Annotated in this window: 13 protein-coding genes and 1 pseudogene; 7 read left to right on the forward strand and 7 right to left on the reverse strand. The window is 52.2% G+C overall.

All coding sequences use genetic code 11. From position 1 onward, the window contains the following. Nucleotides 1-443 precede the first annotated feature (443 nt). From C5Y96_RS20320 to C5Y96_RS20335, 4 genes are all read left to right on the forward strand, one after another. On the forward strand, nucleotides 444-1,469 hold the full coding sequence (locus C5Y96_RS20320) for a DUF1559 domain-containing protein (RefSeq protein WP_105357253.1): 1,026 nt from the start codon (nucleotides 444-446) through the stop codon (nucleotides 1,467-1,469). 165 nt (nucleotides 1,470-1,634) lie between these two features. Next, nucleotides 1,635-2,222, forward strand: coding sequence for a PepSY-associated TM helix domain-containing protein (locus tag C5Y96_RS20325; protein ID WP_233199037.1), 588 nt, complete (start codon nucleotides 1,635-1,637; stop codon nucleotides 2,220-2,222). 34 nt (nucleotides 2,223-2,256) lie between these two features. Next, complete coding sequence (locus C5Y96_RS20330; protein WP_105357165.1) at nucleotides 2,257-2,787, forward strand: DUF2271 domain-containing protein; 531 nt, start codon at nucleotides 2,257-2,259, stop codon at nucleotides 2,785-2,787. Between the two features lie 79 nt (nucleotides 2,788-2,866). Beyond that, on the forward strand, nucleotides 2,867-3,673 hold the full coding sequence (locus C5Y96_RS20335) for a DUF4198 domain-containing protein (RefSeq protein ID WP_105357167.1): 807 nt from the start codon (nucleotides 2,867-2,869) through the stop codon (nucleotides 3,671-3,673). 105 nt (nucleotides 3,674-3,778) lie between these two features. Here the strand turns inward: C5Y96_RS20335 and C5Y96_RS20340 are convergent, their stop codons facing one another. Further along, nucleotides 3,779-4,702, reverse strand: a complete 924-nt coding sequence (locus C5Y96_RS20340) for an alpha/beta hydrolase (protein WP_158261338.1) — start codon at nucleotides 4,700-4,702, stop codon at nucleotides 3,779-3,781. A 453-nt stretch (nucleotides 4,703-5,155) separates the two neighbouring features. Here C5Y96_RS20340 and fes point away from each other — a divergent pair, with 453 nt between their 5' ends. Then, on the forward strand, nucleotides 5,156-6,778 hold the full coding sequence (gene fes / locus C5Y96_RS20345) for an enterochelin esterase (RefSeq protein ID WP_105357172.1): 1,623 nt from the start codon (nucleotides 5,156-5,158) through the stop codon (nucleotides 6,776-6,778). Between the two features lie 134 nt (nucleotides 6,779-6,912). Here fes and C5Y96_RS28210 read toward each other — a convergent pair. From C5Y96_RS28210 to C5Y96_RS20365, 4 genes and pseudogenes are all read right to left on the reverse strand, one after another. Further along, nucleotides 6,913-7,026: pseudogene (locus C5Y96_RS28210) on the reverse strand (prepilin-type N-terminal cleavage/methylation domain-containing protein); the annotation flags it as partial. 121 nt (nucleotides 7,027-7,147) lie between these two features. Next, nucleotides 7,148-7,843, reverse strand: a complete 696-nt coding sequence (locus tag C5Y96_RS20355; protein ID WP_105357174.1) for a superoxide dismutase — start codon at nucleotides 7,841-7,843, stop codon at nucleotides 7,148-7,150. Nucleotides 7,844-7,927: 84 nt separating this feature from the next. Next, nucleotides 7,928-9,760: a c-type cytochrome gene (locus C5Y96_RS20360; protein ID WP_105357177.1), complete on the reverse strand. Its 1,833-nt coding sequence runs from the start codon at nucleotides 9,758-9,760 to the stop codon at nucleotides 7,928-7,930. Between the two features lie 34 nt (nucleotides 9,761-9,794). Beyond that, nucleotides 9,795-11,222: a c-type cytochrome gene (locus C5Y96_RS20365; RefSeq protein ID WP_158261339.1), complete on the reverse strand. Its 1,428-nt coding sequence runs from the start codon at nucleotides 11,220-11,222 to the stop codon at nucleotides 9,795-9,797. A 296-nt stretch (nucleotides 11,223-11,518) separates the two neighbouring features. On the opposite strand from C5Y96_RS20365, the gene C5Y96_RS20370 reads away from it, so the two are divergent. Beyond that, complete coding sequence (locus tag C5Y96_RS20370) at nucleotides 11,519-12,397, forward strand: twin-arginine translocation signal domain-containing protein (protein ID WP_105357181.1); 879 nt, start codon at nucleotides 11,519-11,521, stop codon at nucleotides 12,395-12,397. Between the two features lie 1,378 nt (nucleotides 12,398-13,775). Beyond that, on the forward strand, nucleotides 13,776-14,873 hold the full coding sequence (locus tag C5Y96_RS20375) for a transporter (RefSeq protein WP_233199038.1): 1,098 nt from the start codon (nucleotides 13,776-13,778) through the stop codon (nucleotides 14,871-14,873). 277 nt (nucleotides 14,874-15,150) lie between these two features. Here C5Y96_RS20375 and C5Y96_RS28020 read toward each other — a convergent pair whose 3' ends face one another. Together C5Y96_RS28020 and C5Y96_RS20385 are read right to left on the reverse strand one after the other, a co-directional pair. Then, entirely contained in the window at nucleotides 15,151-15,282 is a 132-nt protein-coding gene (locus C5Y96_RS28020) for a hypothetical protein (RefSeq protein WP_261341403.1), read from the reverse strand. Between the two features lie 199 nt (nucleotides 15,283-15,481). Beyond that, nucleotides 15,482-16,171 carry a LamG-like jellyroll fold domain-containing protein gene (locus C5Y96_RS20385; RefSeq protein WP_158261340.1) on the reverse strand — a complete coding sequence of 230 codons (690 nt, stop codon included), beginning with the start codon at nucleotides 16,169-16,171 and terminating at the stop codon, nucleotides 15,482-15,484. Between the last annotated feature and the right edge of the window lie 243 nt (nucleotides 16,172-16,414).

Genomic DNA, 16,414 nt, shown 5'->3' on the forward strand with positions numbered 1-16,414 from the left:
TTACACAATAATTCTCAATACACTTGCTACACTAAGTCGCAAAAGTCGACACGCGTGTCGTCCAAACAGACACATCACACTTTGCCCTGGTGCGTAGCGATCCGCTAATAATCTAATTTTTACAAGGATTATAACACAGTCAAAGTCGTCCAATCATCGGGAACAGCAATTGCTTCTGAGGAATTGATCCCACTTGGTGACCGTCAGTCATCTCAAATAAGACAACTATAGGCAGCCGATAAAAACCACCTATCAGGGTTGTTGCGGTAAATTTGAAAAGCAGTATCATTCTCACTATTGATACAACATATCAATTACACACACTTCACTTATTGAGACTAGCCAGGTTCCGGTCAGTCCGACCTCCCGCCACGTCCATTTAGTTACTTCATGTAATTTTCGGAAACAGTTGCTTCATGCGAACTGTTCGGGAGGACAAAAAGATGAGACGCGGCGCGGGATTTACGTTGGTTGAGTTGCTTGTAGTCATTGCCATCATTGGCATTCTTATCGCCTTGCTGTTACCAGCAGTGCAGCAGGCACGCGAAGCAGCCCGGCGAATGTCATGCACCAATAATCTGAAACAGCTCGGATTGGCGACACACAACTACGCCGATACGTATGCCCAGGTGTTTCCAAACGCTGGATTCTCTGATCCTCGCGGTTATCCAAATGACTATTCACCGTTGGCGAAGATCCTTCCTTACATCGAACAAGAAAATCTCCAAGACCTAATTGACTTCAGTTTCTACCTGGGCCATCCGCGGTTTGGTCTTCCGGTCGAGGTTCACAATATCGTGAAGTATCCAGTCGACACGCTTCTCTGCCCCAGCGCTCCGGGAGAAGCCGTCCACCTAACCACCTCCGGAAGTGACACGATCGAAGTGGCTGGTGCCAACTATGGCATCAACGCCGGCAACGGCCTAGATTACGCGAGCGACAAAAACGTGTTTCACCCATCGTTCGCCGCAAACAATGGCTTGTGCTGGGTGGATGCGAAAGTGAAATTTGCCTCGATTACCGACGGCACGACCAATACTGTTCTTTGGTCCGAGTCGCCGATTGGTCCCGGTGACGACCCCGCTAGCGCAACCCCGCTTCAAGACCCACGCCTTTACCGTGCTTCGATTGATACTGATATTCTCAGCTATGGGCAGTCGGCCAACGCTGGCGGCATCGACTCGGTGTCGAGTAATATTACCGGTTGGCAAGGCCGACGTTTCTTCAGTTGGCTACGGGGCTGCGATCCTTCCGGACCGCTTCTGTGCGGATTGCTTTCCCCGAATAACTCGGCCCCAGACCCGACCGGTGGTTCTGCCAAGGCGAATGCGGCACGTAGCTTTCATACCGGCGGGGTAAACGTCTGCCTGGCCGACGGTAGTGTGCGATTCATCCCCGACACGATCAACATCGACACCTGGCATGCCCTCTGGTCGCGCGACGGGGGAGAAGTTGTTTCCGGTTTGTAGTCACCGGACGCTCGACTGAATCGCAAAGCATCTTGCCATAATCGAGGTCCAATGCGCCCAGGCGGCACGGTAGAATCAATTGCCCCCTGGGCCAAGACAATGCATTCAGAAAAACCCACACCTACTCAACAAACGAGCCAACAGAAGAAGCGCCGAGCATTCTGGATGCGTCAAATGATCCAGTGGCACTGGATTAGTTCGGCGATATGTCTCGTTGGGATGCTGCTGTTTACGATCACTGGCATCACGCTCAATCATCCGACCGAGATCACCGTTGAACCCGAAATTACGAACCTTTCAGCGGAACTTCCCGAGAACCTGGTTAAATCGCTCAAGAGCATGCCTATCGCCGGCGATGATCCCCTGCCTGCCCAGCTTTCGCAGTGGTTAGGCAAGCAGTTCAAAAGATCAATTGGTTCACGACCGGCGGAATGGTCCGAGGAAGAAATCTACTTGTCGATGCAGGGCCCCGGCTCGGATGCCTGGCTGGCGATTGATCGAACAAGTGGCTTCGTCGAGTACGAACATACCAATCGAGGATGGATTTCTTACTTCAACGACTTGCACAAGGGACGTAACACCGGTGTGACTTGGAAGTGGTTCATCGATGTGTTTGCGATCGCCACGCTCGTTTTTTGCATTACTGGATTGTTCTTGCTGTACTTCCATGCTCGTCATCGTCGGATGACCTGGCCGCTGGTGACGCTCGGCCTGATCATACCCTTGCTATTAGCGATGCTGCTAATCCATTAACAAGCTCTGAAACCTCCCTCAGGAGTTACCACCTATGCTGAGCAAACGGCCTCTTATCCTCTTCGTACTAAGTCTGTCACTCCTTGTCCTACAACCGGTTTACGCGGCTGAGATGATGGTAAGCGTCGAGATCCCAAGACTGAAAGTATCAGAGTATCACCGTCCCTACGTCGCGGTGTGGATTCAAGACGAGAATCGCAAGGTCGCCGCAAACCTGGCCGTCTGGTACCAGATGGATTCACCTGGTGATGAAGTCGGCACAAAATGGTTGCCTGATCTTCGTCAGTGGTGGCGAAGAACAGGCCGAAGCCTTGATCTTCCGGTCGACGGCGTCAGCGGAGCAACTCGACCAGCTGGTACGCACGACTTGGAGTTTTCCAAATCAGACAAGCAGCTTTCCAAATTGAAGCCTGGAAAGTACACGCTCATTGTCGAGGCCGCTCGCGAAGTTGGAGGGCGAGAATTGCTTGAGATTCCTTTCAATTGGCCGGCCGAGAAGCCTTTCCAAGATGAAGTGCGGGGTAAGGAAGAGCTCGGCAAGGTTAGCTTGACGATCCAACCATAACCCGGCGGTGAATAGCTCGAAGAGCGTTTTGTCATTTCAACATCGATGTCTCGATTACTTTCCCTCACTGGAGATTCCTATGCTTCGTTCTTTCTTTCCAGCGATCGCGATCTTGGTTTGCCTTCCGCTTTCGGCATTTGCTCACAAGGTCTGGCTGCTCCCTTCGCAAACTGTCCTTTCTGGTACCGAACCGCTGGTTACCGTCGATGCCGCGGTTTCCAATGACTTGTTCTACTTCAATCACTTTCCGCTCCAGTTGAATAACCTGGTGATTACCGCACCGGACAGATCGACCGTGGAACCGGAGAACCAAGCCACGTTGCGCTATCGCAGTGTTTTTGATGTTCCGCTCAAGCAGGAAGGAACCTATCGGATTGCCATTAATAATCACGGATTGTTTGGTAGCTGGGAGGAAAACGGCGAGCGTCGCCGTTGGCGAGGAACCCCGGAAACTTTTGCCAAGCAGGTTCCTGCCGATGCCAAGAATCTCCAGGTCTCTGAAAGCGTCGGACGCGTAGAGACGTTCGTCACCAACGGCGCACCAACCGAAAAGGCTTTCAAATCGACTGGCAAGGGAATTGAACTAGTTCCCGTAACGCACCCCAACGACCTGTATTCCGGAGAAAAAGGTACCTTCCGTTTTCTGGTCGATGGAAAGCCCATGGCCGGCCTGACGGTCGAAGTGATCCAAGGAGGAACTCGCTACCGGGATGCCCAGGAAGAGGTTCACCTAACGACCAACGCTCAGGGAGAATTCACGGTTGAGTGGAAGGAACCAGGTATGTATTGGCTCGAAACTTCGACCCAAGATAGCAATACCCAGATCCCGCAGGCTCAGAACCGACGCCTGAGCTACGCGGCCACCTTCGAAGTGTTGCCACAGTAACATCGGAGCAATGGCAAACATGTGGCCTGATGATTTCCTGGCATCAGGCCACTTGCATGGACGAATCGAACTTGATGAACCTGCTAATCAGCGACCATTGCTGTCTTAGCGGCTGACAGGTGGCACTGCAGGGGCAGAGCGATGCGACGGGGGAAACGCAAACTGGAAAGCCTCGATCATGGCGGGCGGCACAACCGAACCATGGTCTTTGCCCTCGAATTCCTGGTACTTCACTGTCAACGCCTTTGAATCGAGTTGCATGAGACGATTTGCGAATTCTGTTGTTGAGCCAAACTCCCTACTGGCGGGTGTCGGAGCCAATGATGCTGTTGGCCCTGCATTGCCAGCCAATTCCAATTGACCGACTTCGATCAAAAGTTCAACGGGAGACTTCATCTTATCAATATTTTTGGCAAAGGTCTTTTCTTCAGCGAGCAGCGCGTAATCGTTCCACCATCCACTCGGGCTAATAGCAACGTAGGCTTGAAACGCATCAGGCTTAGTGAAAAACGTATGCATTACGAATAGTCCGCCGAAAGAATGGCCTACGATTGCCTGGCGTGCGGAGTTGGCCGAATACTTCTCGGCGATCAGCGGTTTAAGTTCGCCCAGAATGAAGTTTAGAAAATGATCCGCACCGCCTGATTCAGGCCAACCTTCTCCACCACGCGAAGGTGGCAACTTCTCAGGCGAAGCTTTGGTAGTCAGGTCGAATGTACGACGCTTCATATCGAATGTGCCATCGATGGGATAACCAATACCAACAACGAGTGCCCGCGTTTTCGGATCGCGTGAGCGAAGTCGATTCAAACTTGCCGCCAAGGAGAAGTAAGCGTTTGCATCAAGCACATAAAGAACTGGATATCCAGGTGGTGGTGGATCCCCATCTGGCTTCGCGACAAAAATACGGTAGTCTCGTCCATCCTTTGATTTCAGGTCGAAGACTTCTGTGTTTGGGATCCGATATCCCTCTACCGATGCTTGCAAAGGGCCAGCAGGCTGCGTCTGTTGACCTAATACGGTACCCATTGACGGAAGCCCCATCACGAAAACAACACCAGTCAACAACCTCGAAATCAATACAGAACTCATGGATCGAAATGGTCCCAGAAAACACGTTTACTCAGTGTCACAATTTCGACTGACAGTATCTTAGATTGCCAGGCAACACAAGGAGCATACTTTGCGGTAGCCGGTGTTATCACGTTCGATGATGTCAACCAACGTCCCCCTAAAGACAGTGACCTCCGAGTAGCCCCGTTGTAACAGTCGCGCAAGGAAGACGCGTGTCATCCGAGGCGACTTAGCTGTCGTTTTGAGCGACACCGAAAACAACTAAGCACACAAAGCGAGAAGAAAACGATCAATTTCCATTTCCTCACCAGACGACATAACACTGGCAATTTCCGTACCCCGTACATCAATTCTTCGAACACTTCCGTTTTGTAAGTTCTTTCGCCGTACCTTGGAATTCCATTTTCGATGACCAGCTATTCTACCAGTCACATTTTTGTAACCCTGACGATCCTTCTGTTGACGTGTGCTTCTTCATTTGCCGAAGAAGCCAGCGACTATCTCAATGGCCGTGATAAAAACCAAGTCACCTTCCGTGATGCAGGCCGTCATCGCGTGAAGCTGTCGCTAAGCACCGGAGACTACGTCTGTGGCGAAGTCTCTGGGGATGACGTCACGCTAACCTTGACTGACTCTCAACATCGCCACGTTCGACAACTGGCTAGTGGCAGTGGAAACATGTCCTTCATGTTTGTCCTCAACGAACAAGGATCGTTTCAATTTGAATTGACAAATCCGCCAAACTCAGAGGCCACGGTAACCCTGACACGCGTTGTCGCTCGCGCCGATCAGAAGCCCCCCGCCGAAACTCTAGCTAGTCCCCGGCTCAGGCAACTGCAAACGACCTTGGCCAGTGGTGACAACACGAAACAGTTCTGGGATGAAGTCGCTACCCAAGGAACTCCCTTGATCGAGTCAGACGGTGTCACACCTCCTCTTGCCAAAGGGGAACTTCTGCTCACATTCCTCTGGCGCGGTGCCAAAAACAATGTTCGGTTATTCGGAGCTCCCTCGAACGATCATGACGAAATGTTCCACCTGGCTGGCTCGGATGTTTGGTACCGCAGTTACCGCGTGCCAGACACGGCTCGTGTGATCTATCGTATGGCTCCTGATGTCCCAGAGTTGGATGCCTCGGCGTGGCAGCGGCGACGAGCGATTTTGGCGACTGCTCAGCGCGATCCTTTAAACCCGAAGTATCTCCCCGTTTCAGCCGTCGACAAGTTTGCCGGCGAATCGCTCGTAGAACTACCCAATGCCCCAGACCAGCCGTGGCTTGTTAAAAATCCGGAAGTTCCGGCCGGAACGATCGAGCATTGCGAATTCGCAAGTACCATTCTTGGCAACCAACGCCAGATCGTGCTCTACCGCCCCCACGATTATCAGCCGGGAGCGGAAAGCAATTGTCTCATCGTACTGTTCGACGGAGACAAGTATCTAGAACAAGCCGACGTTGCTACGGTTCTAGATAACTTGATTGATGCGAAAAAGATCCCGCCAACCGCAGCGCTACTTATCACGAACCCGAGTAACGAAAGTCGGTCGAAAGAGCTTCCCTGCAATCCCAAGTTTGCGAAGTTTCTCGCCACGGAATTGATGCCATGGGCTCGCGAAAGTGGAATCTATGCCACAGCCCCTCGAACGGTCGTTGCGGGTGCCAGCTATGGCGGGCTCGCCGCTGCCTACGTCGGCATGCAGCATCCAGAGATCTTCGGCAACGTCTACAGTCAGTCAGGTTCATTCTGGTGGTCACCGACCCCGAATACTGATGAACCAGAATGGCTAACTCGCCAATATGTGCAAGCGGATCGACAACCGCTCAGGTTCCATCTGGAAACGGGAACCATGGAAGTAGGACGTGGGAGCATGCCCGGAATTCTTGACACAACAAGGCATCTGCGCGATGTGCTTCAGGCAAAGAGATACAACGTCACCTATCGTGAATACGACAGTGGCCATGGCTATCTCTACTGGCGATTCGCGTTCCCCAACGGAGTCATAGATCTCCTGGCCGCACGCGAAATGGACTAAACGGTAAACTTCATTCCAACGGCACTTGCTTGACCCCAGATCCAGGGAAATCCGCGATCTCCGCGCCAATCGGTCGCTCCCTGAATGTCTGCCTCAGTGAACATTGGTTCTACCCCGCCTGGGGAAGTACCGATATTGGTACACTGCATCCTCCGTGCAGCCCCTCGGGCCTGTTGAACGGCTGGCAACAACAGGGCAATCAAAATGCCGATGATCGCAATAACGACCAGCAACTCGACAAGCGTAAAACACGCTTGCGAACATTGAACTCGTGAAGACGGTTATTCATGGTAGTACGCAAGAGAGCTTGATTGTTGACTTCGGTAGGAATGTCGCCACCTATTCGACGGCAGCAACCGAGTGTTCGGTTTATGCCGTCGCAAATCGTTCATTCACAAACTTCCAATTCACGACGTTCCACCAGGCTTCCACATAGCTTGCCCGCATATTTTGGTACTTCAGGTAGTAGGCATGCTCCCAAACGTCGATTCCCAAAAGTGGTTTCATTCCTTGAGACACAGGCGTATCTTGGTTTGCAGTCGAAGTAACTTCCAGCTTCCCGTCGTTGATAACAAGCCAAGCCCAACCGCTTCCGAATTGTCCACCGGCCTTGGCGGCAAACTCTTTCTGAAAATTCTCAAAACTACCAAACGTTGAGCTGATTGCTTCTCCCACCTTTCCCTTATTCTGTTTTCCACCGCCTGGAGCCATCATTTGCCAGAAGAGCGAATGGTTCAGGTGTCCGCCTCCGTTATTACGGACAGCCGTACGAATCGATTCAGGCACCTCATTCAGTTTCGCCAACAGGGTCGCCACCGGCTTCTTCTGAAGTTCTGGAAAATCGGCCAAGGCTTTGTTCAGATTGTTGACATATCCCTGGTGATGCTTGTCATGGTGAATTTCCATGGTTCGGGCATCAATGTAAGGCTCCAGAGCATCCACCGGATAAGGCAACGACGGAAGGGTTGCCTCGGCAGCCAATACCTGGCGTGAGAAGGAACCTGTTGCCGCCAAGGTTCCAGCAGCCGCTGTAACCTTCAAGAACTCTCTGCGATCAACACTCATTGGAAGACTCCAAAGACTCGGTTTTGCTTAGAAAATGAAAAAAGGGGTAATCGCCCCCCTGATTATCGCGTTCCTTAACTCTCATCACAACTGCATGACGTAAGCCACAAGATCGGTCAATTGTTCAGGCGTAATGTTGTCGACGACGCCATTTGGCATCTGCGATTGCGACTGCTGAGACTTGGCGTCCAGGTCGTCCTCGATGAGTTCCACCTCTTTGCCATCGGCAAGACGAATTGTGATCGTCCCCTCTGCCTCGTTTTGCTCTGTGATCAGGCCCGTGTGGACAATCCCTTCCCAAGTCAGCACCGACCATGTCTCATAGCCTTTCGCGATTTCTGCCGAGGGATCGAGAATAGACTCGACAATCCGTTCCCGAGACAAACGCTTCCCGACTCCCTTCAAGTCTGGCCCGACCGTAGGCTTGCCATTTTGAGAGACGTGGCACGACACACAGGTTTGAGTGGTGAAAAGCAGCTCTCCCTCCTGAGGTACTCCAGGGAGTTCCATCGTACGGGCAAACGCTTCTTCCCGCGGTAGATTCCGTATCCATTGCGATTCATCCACAACGAATTCTTTTTCACCGCTGCCCAACTCCAGCATGTAGTTGGCAACAAGTGCGAGCTTCTCTTCGCCAATGTGGGCCATCGAGGGCATTTGACCGAACTGCTGACGTTTTTTTCCAGGGTGCATTGCCCATTGGACAATTTTCTCGGGATGATCTTTATGGAGCCGATAAATCTCTTGAATGGACGGTGCCGTCTTCTCCAACTCGACCTGATGACAGGAAGAGCAGACCATCTTGTACAACTGCTCTCCATTCATCTCATGTCCCCCGGTGCTGGCAAGAACGGCATTGAACCCTGCGACTTCTTCACGGAATGCCACCGTGCGTTTGCGTACTGCGTCGTTGAAGTCCTTCAACGCGACGTCTCGATACATCTGCCGACCAATGCCCATAGAAAGGGCAACGACCGTAAAGACGAGGAAAATGGGGGCCCATAGTCGCCCGATTCGGGCATCATCAGCATGGATCTCAAGCTTCAATAACCAGAGCAAACCAATTCCCAGACAGGCTCCGATCAGAATCGGTACGACCACATAAGCGTTCATTCCCACATGCGGAAGTATCAACAAAAGAACCGGACCAACCAAGAATTGCGCCATCGTGATGTAATAGGTCAGGCGGTAAAAATGACGCCGCGTTGTCGGCACCGTAAATCCTTTCGGCAACCGCTCGTCTGCCTGTTTCCCGAAGGTTAGCCAGATGCACAGAAACAAAGCTGTCACCGCGACAGACGCGGCCAGAAAGTGAAGGTACCGGAAGAAGACATTCCCGTTGCCAATCGTCAGCGACGAGAAGAATCCCTGCACGTCGTACCAGCGATCGGGATACTGCATCAAGTTGATATTGGCCAAGAAGATGAAAGGGGTCGAAAGGAACAGCACCATGGAACAGATGCCGACCCCCATATGCAGAAGCTTCAGACCTCCGGCGTGCCACTTCTCCCAGGTGTACTTATGGACATAGGTCAACAAAAAGGCCGCAGTTACCAAGGGAACAATTAAGATCCATGCGTGTCCGGTCAACGAGTTAGACGAGTAAAACGTCAACGTGTAGAGCAAATTGATCATCAACAGCGGACCAACGCCGAGTACGACAGCCAAACTTTTGTTGACCGTTACCGATACGGCAATCTGTTCTGCCAGACGATCGAACTTTGGCTCCCTTTTCGAGTAGCCAAGGACTTCGTAGACGACGGCCAGAATGGTTCCTCCCACCATCAAATTCACAAACAAGATATGCAGCAGGAACAGTGGAACGAGCAGTGCTCGCAGCGTCAATTCGTCAATTGGCAAAGGAAGAGGCAGGTCACGCGGCGTGGGCATTTGAGCGATCAAAGTCAAAATATTCATGGCACAAGGCGTTCATGTGAGGTGGGAGATTGGACTAGTCGATACGAGAAACCGTTTCCTTCGTGGTCGACTCAGGATGCGAGCCAGAGGAATTCGTGCTGGGAGGAATCCCCGCAACCTGAACCCCTTCCAGCGCAGAGGGATGATCCTGCAACTCTTTCAAGTAGGTGACCAAGGCATCCGCCTCGGCCGCATTGCCTGGAAATGGCGGCATATAGGGGTGTGACAGGTGCATCCCGCTTAGAAACGTCTTCATTTGCTCCGCATCCCAGGGCTCATTTCCATAAAGCTTTTCGAGCTTGGGAATGATTCCGTTGAACCCATCGGTCGTGTGGCACCTGGAACAGGTAATCACAAACACGTCTCGCCCAGCCAATGATTTGTTTTCTGGTGTCACTTCGTGGACATGGGCATACGCCGCGTAAGGCAGCAAGCCGTTCTTCTGGTAGAACGCGACTTCGTCGACAAGAATCCCGTTCGAATACATGTAGTCGGCGATGACGTATGGCTTACGGATGAATTCGCGTACCCGCTCGAAGTGTCCAAGCAGCGCCAACCCAAATAGAAACGGAACAATCAGAACAAAACGCGGCATCCGTTGTGGAATTAAAGCCCCCGCCAGGGCGGAAAGAGCGATAAATCCAAGTACTCCGACAGCAATCCAGAGGAAAGAGTCTTGCCATTGGGTGAATTGTTGAGTCATCAGGCCTATGGGGATCAAGCCTGACATCGCTTCGGGCACCACCCGCAGATACCACCACGATGCTAAACCAAGCAGCGGCAACCAGGCTAAGGTCCAACACGAAATCAAACGCATCGCCCGATTGCGAAATTCGGAGTCTTTCCGAAACCAAATGCCCAATAAGAAGCCAGCAAAAAGTCCCGCCGTCGCCATAGCAAACGTCGTACGGAAAGCAAGCTGGGGCAGGTATATCGGATTCAGCACAGCCGACCAGAACAGCGAGTCCTCTTTCCAGGCCCCTGAATCCATCATGAACCCAAGAACCGCCACAATGATACTCATCGTCAGCCACGAGAAAATCGAGACTGCGATCCCTAGACATAGGTGCAGACGCTTGGCCCTACCCTCGGTCCATCGATCCCAGGTCAAGTAGTACGCCAGAATCAAGACAACTTCAGTGATAAAGACCAACCACTCGGCGAACCAAGCCCAGAAAAAAACTCGCAGCAGGCTCCCGATAGCGAACGGCGACACGAGTGAAGTTGACAGCCAAATACCAACGCCAGTAAGTGCTCCCAATGACGTAGTGATGACGAAGACGACAAAAGTCATCCGCTTGGCCAATTGGTCCCATTTATGGTCCCCAGTGCGTACCCCCAACCATTCCAAAAGGGTCAGCAGGGGGTAAATCCCAACGGCTAATGGGTGATTAATCGCCACGTGCACAATCGCGATCAAAGCGATCAGCATGCGATTCCCCATCCCGTCGAGGTGAAACATCGGGAAATCCATCGCAAAACCTCGGCAAATTTTGATTCAAGGCAACCCGGACCGCCCGCTCCACCGGCTACGTCCAGCAAACTACACCCACATCGTATCTAATAATGCAAGAATATACATGCGACATTTTGACGCACATATAATGCGAATTGCAAGCACTACTTATTGACATGCGACATTGTTTTGCGGACTATTGCTAATCAACTCTCAATGGAAATGGTACAGAAAGAGCCACATCGACCATTTCTGCCCACCTTTTTGTGGCATCCTGCAATAGCCAAGGAGCGAGTTTTCCTATGCGACAGAATTGGACGGATCAGCAGTACCGAGATGAAGAAAGTCGTCGACGTTTCCTGAAAGAAATTACCGCCCTGACCGGCTGGACGGTCGTTACAGGAGCAACCGCTTTTCAAGGGCCGGTAGAAGCCATCGCTGGCGATAAAGCGAATGCAGACAAGGGGTTTGGCGGAATAAAGGGTCGCATACTTCTGGACGGAGAAGTGCCGGAACGAAAGGAAGTCGATCTCTCAGCCGCCCCCCTGAACGGAGAAGACCTGAAATGGTTTCGATCGATGGGGCCGATCCTCAACGAGGACTGGGTCGTCGATCCTAAAACACATGCAGTCCGATGGGTTTACGTTTGGCTCATCCCGGAAGATAAGAAGGGAAGTCTATCGCCGCACGAGTCACTTGCTGCATTAAATAGCCAGGAAAAGGTAGTCCCGATCGATCAGGAGCCAACCGGCTACGTCCCGCACGCTGTGGCGATCCGTGAAGGTCAAAGCATCCTCATGCGGAACCAGGGGCCAGTGGCTCATGTCTTTAACCTACAAGGCTTTAGCAATCCCAGTAAGAACGTTGCGATGCCTCCCGGAACTGAAATTCCGGTCGCTGGCCTGGTTGCCGAACGAGCTGCGATCAAAATCAGCTGCCCACCCCACCCTTGGGAGCGAATGTCACTACGCGTGTTCGATAATCCCTATTTCGCCGTCACCAATGCGGAAGGGGAATTTGAGTTTAAGATGGTCCCGTCCGGCCCCTGTCGCCTGATCGTATGGCACGAGACATTAGGGTTTCACGGTGGACGAGAAGGACGATACGGATCACTCGTAAATGTGGAAGGAGCTGCGGTGACGGATCTCGGGGAAATCAAAATCAAGACGCAAACCGCTTGAGAGATTGAGTTTATTGCACCTCCAGTTTTCAGCTACTGAGTTGCGATGCTCTCTTGAGAACTTAGAAACAAGGCCTCACTTTTCCATAAATTGTGAATTAACAGCAACTTAGAGTGTTGTTTCGACGGCAGTAATGCCGTAAATTTCAAATGTGGAGAGTGAGCCGAGAGACTTTGGGACGTCACTGCTTGTCCTGGCAGAATGACACTTTATGTCGAATCGGCAGCGTAAAATTCGCCTGATCCAGCTGGCACAAAAGCTTGTAAGCTATTGTGTCATATTGGGGATTGCGCTTTCGTCGATTCCTCTTCCCTATCTCGTATCGCCGAAATTCTTCAAGGATCTCTCAGTTCCTTTTATCTGCCAGGATCATGCGTGCGGGTGTTGCTCCGCATCGCAGTGCTGGAGCAATTGTCGCTGTTTTTCACATGGACAGCGAATTGCCTGGGCTCACGCACATGGTGTAGAAGTTCCAGCAACCCATCGAAGTACTGGCCATAACGCTAAGCAACAGAAGGGTTTACTGCATGAGCCAGATTGCGGAGCCCAATCGAGTCTTGCCAAGGTGCGTCGCAAGAATCTTACGCGGAGTACCGTTCTCAACGATGAGTTCTGTGGGCACCGACCAGCTCCTGAAAAGACCGTGGCAGAGCCACCCCCCAGCAAGGAGCACGTAGCTATTTCTTCGCCTCTTTTCCGCTGTCACAGCGGTAAGAGCTACTTTCTGGGTGGTATCCCTTGGTGCATTTTAGGCGAAGAAACGAACAAAAACGGTCCTGCCAAGGGTGGATTCGCCTCTATTGTGGTCCCGTCAATGAGTTCCATTGACGACTCTCCTCCAATCCCCCCACCCAAGCTCCGCATGGCGACTGCCTAACGATCAGTCGCTTCTCCTTCAATCAGAAGAGCGCCCGAGGTATGCGCCTTGCCTTTCCGGCCGCGCAATCTCTGGGATATCGCGCGGCTCGTGGTGGCACGTTCGCGTGAAATGGTGAGGCTCACTCTCCACAAAGTGACTCTATGTCATTTCATTGTGAGCGTGCCACCATGAGCCGCCTTACAACACAATTCATATACTTACATCTCAAGTATATATGTCATTATATTTTCATGCGCATATACTTGTTGATTTGGCTGTATCTATTACGTTGAAATCCGGCAGAAGCCGACCGTCAGACTCAAGGCCGACATGACCCACACCCGATCTTGTAAATATGGGCATCAAAGGCAATTTGCCGAAGAAGTGGCTAAAAGTGGTTCTCGCGGCAAGGATATCCGCGACAGAGCCAAACGGTTGACGGCAAAACGGCTTTATTCCTCACTCTGACCCCAGCGAGGTGGGCCTGCAACGGATCATTCAGGAAAGGACTCTCCCATAATGCGACAATTAACTTCTCGGTACCTGGCAACGATTGCTCTGTGCCTGGTGCCTGCTCTAGCCACCGCTCATCCGATCGCCGCTGATTCCGGTGAACAGCTTTACTCACCGATGGAGCCATTTGCCGCATGCTGCTGCGATGCTCAGGGGCATTCATTGAAAGAAGGCCGCCCCGATAGCCATGCCCCAGCGGGCCTGATGGGAGATCACGTCCACCATCAGGGCGAGGTCATGATCGAGTACAAGTTCCAGAAAATGTTCATGGATGGCAATCGCTATGGGACCCAACAGGTCAGCGATGTGGCCGCTCTCGACGTGACCGGCATCCCCTTTATGGCCACACCGACCCGTATGGACATGAATATGCAAATGCTCCACGTCATGTACGGGGCAACCGATAACGTGACACTGTACCTGATGCCGATGTGGATGGAATTGACCATGGACCATATGCGGCGTAACGGGACGACCTTCACCACCTACAACGAGGGCTTCTCGGATCTTCGATTTGGCGCGCTCTTTTTGCTTTATGACACGGAAAGCACCGACTGGATTTTCAATTTCGGCATGAGTGCCCCTACCGGCAACATTCACGGCACGACAACGGCTGCCAGTCCCATGGGAGCTGAAACGCAGATGCCGTATCCGATGCAACTTGGGAGTGGAACCTTCAACTTCCGCCCAGGCATTACCTACAAAAAATATTGGGACATGGCCAGCACCGGTGTCCAGCTACAAACGAACCTTCCCGTGGGCGAAAACTATCGCGACTACACGGTCGGAAACGAATATCAGCTCAACTGGTGGTTCGCTAGGCGAGTTGGCGAACAAATGTCGTTTAGTTTCCGCACCGAGGGTCTTTGGCGGGAAAACTACGGCGGCCCTGGTGACCCCCAACTCAATCCCAACATGATCAGTACAGCCCGCACCGACATGCGAGGTGGCTTCTGGTTCAATCTAGGCATTGGCGGCATCTACCAGTTCTGCGACGGAAGCCGTCTGAATGTAGAGTTGGTTCGTCCCGTCTATCAGGACCTGGACGGTGTGCAGTTGGAAACCGACTTCCAGATGTTCGCCAGTTGGTCGAAAGCTTGGTAAGGCACACACTCTCTCCCATAAGGCGGTCCCGGTCTTTGTTGATCGAGATCGCCTTTTTTTTGAGGCCCAAACGATCAAACGTTAAGGTCCGTTCAAATTGAGAGCAAGTATTCATCAAATTGACTTAACCCAGGCCGAACCATCCTTGGGTAGGCAACTGCTACCGATAACACGAGGCGAACTGATGCAGCTGATACACGGTTCGCGTCTATCTCACTCTACCGAACCCAACACCCTCGTCCATTTGGTAGTTCACACTCCGTCGACGCGACCCGATCTATTGGGTTACCGCCTTGACCGGCCAAGGATCGGCTTCCACGGCATCGAGATCTGCTTGGGCTAGTTCGCCGTTTATGGTCTTCACCGAAGGCATCTCTCGCAAGATCTTCGGGTTTCGTCGAATGATCACCTCCGAGTTGGTAATCGTCTTGAGCGGGACGAACTTGAGATTCGAGAGGTCGACAGTTGGGCATCCGCCGTTGATCCGTAGCGGCTTGAGCTTTTTGAAGGCTCGAAGCGGGCTGACATCTTCGTCGTATCCGGCCCTGGAGAAGTTTGGCCTGAAGTCGCTGCTCGAATGTTAGCTCTTTTGCCTGGTTAAAGAACGCCTACTGCTCTGACGCTGGGACGACCTTCATCCATCTTGCTCCGACGATCTTGCCGTGATGTCCGTTGCCGGATGAATCGCTCAGGACACTGCCTTGGCCTTCATCAAAGCGATAGAGGGCGATCGTGTGTTCATCCGGGACAAGCTCCGCCGGCGTGTGGTTCTGGTCGTACCGGGCAATATCCGAGAAGCGGACTCGGTGAATGATTCCCCGGAATGGAAAATCAATGGCTGTGCCATCCACCGGGCTCGCACCGAGTACGAAATTTAAATCGTTGAATGTATAAGTACCAGAAAGCTCTATTTCACCCGATTTTTTGCCGTTGACGAACAGCGAAAAGCCATCGTTATCAACAACCATCGTGAGGCGAACGACCGACGGTATCAACGGAAGCTCAGTCACTTCTGTCCTCAGATAACCTGCCGAGGCTGTTTGTGCTTGAGCTCCGATCAGGGAGTAGACCGCTGATCTCGATTTGTCACTTCCGACTCGAGTAGTCGTAATTCCCAGCCCACTATATTGAGTCGTCGAAACGACGGCACCAGACCTGCTCTCGTCAGTCACCTCGACATCCACTTCGATCGTGAGTGGGTGCTCTCCTTGGTATCCAAACGGCAATCGGACAAAGTCATCGACGCCGTCGAATGACAACGCATATTCGCCGTTCTCAGCGGAGGGGGGATTCAACAACGATTGAATCGTTTCAGCCGGGCTGGCGGTCCATGACCTGCCCCCTTCAACCGCGTCCATTCGGTAAATTAGTATCTGCCGAATTCATGCCTATTTGAAGGGAGATTTCTTATGCCTAAAAGAAGATTCACGCCAGAGCAGATCATCCAGCACCTCCGTTTCGCGAAGAGGCTGGATGATCTGCTCGCATGTGTTAAAGATTCATGCGGGCAAGGTGCAGGAGTCCATCAATTCACCCGCTTA

Origin of the sequence: Blastopirellula marina (assembly GCF_002967715.1) — a bacterium.
GTDB lineage: Bacteria > Planctomycetota > Planctomycetia > Pirellulales > Pirellulaceae > Bremerella > Bremerella marina_B.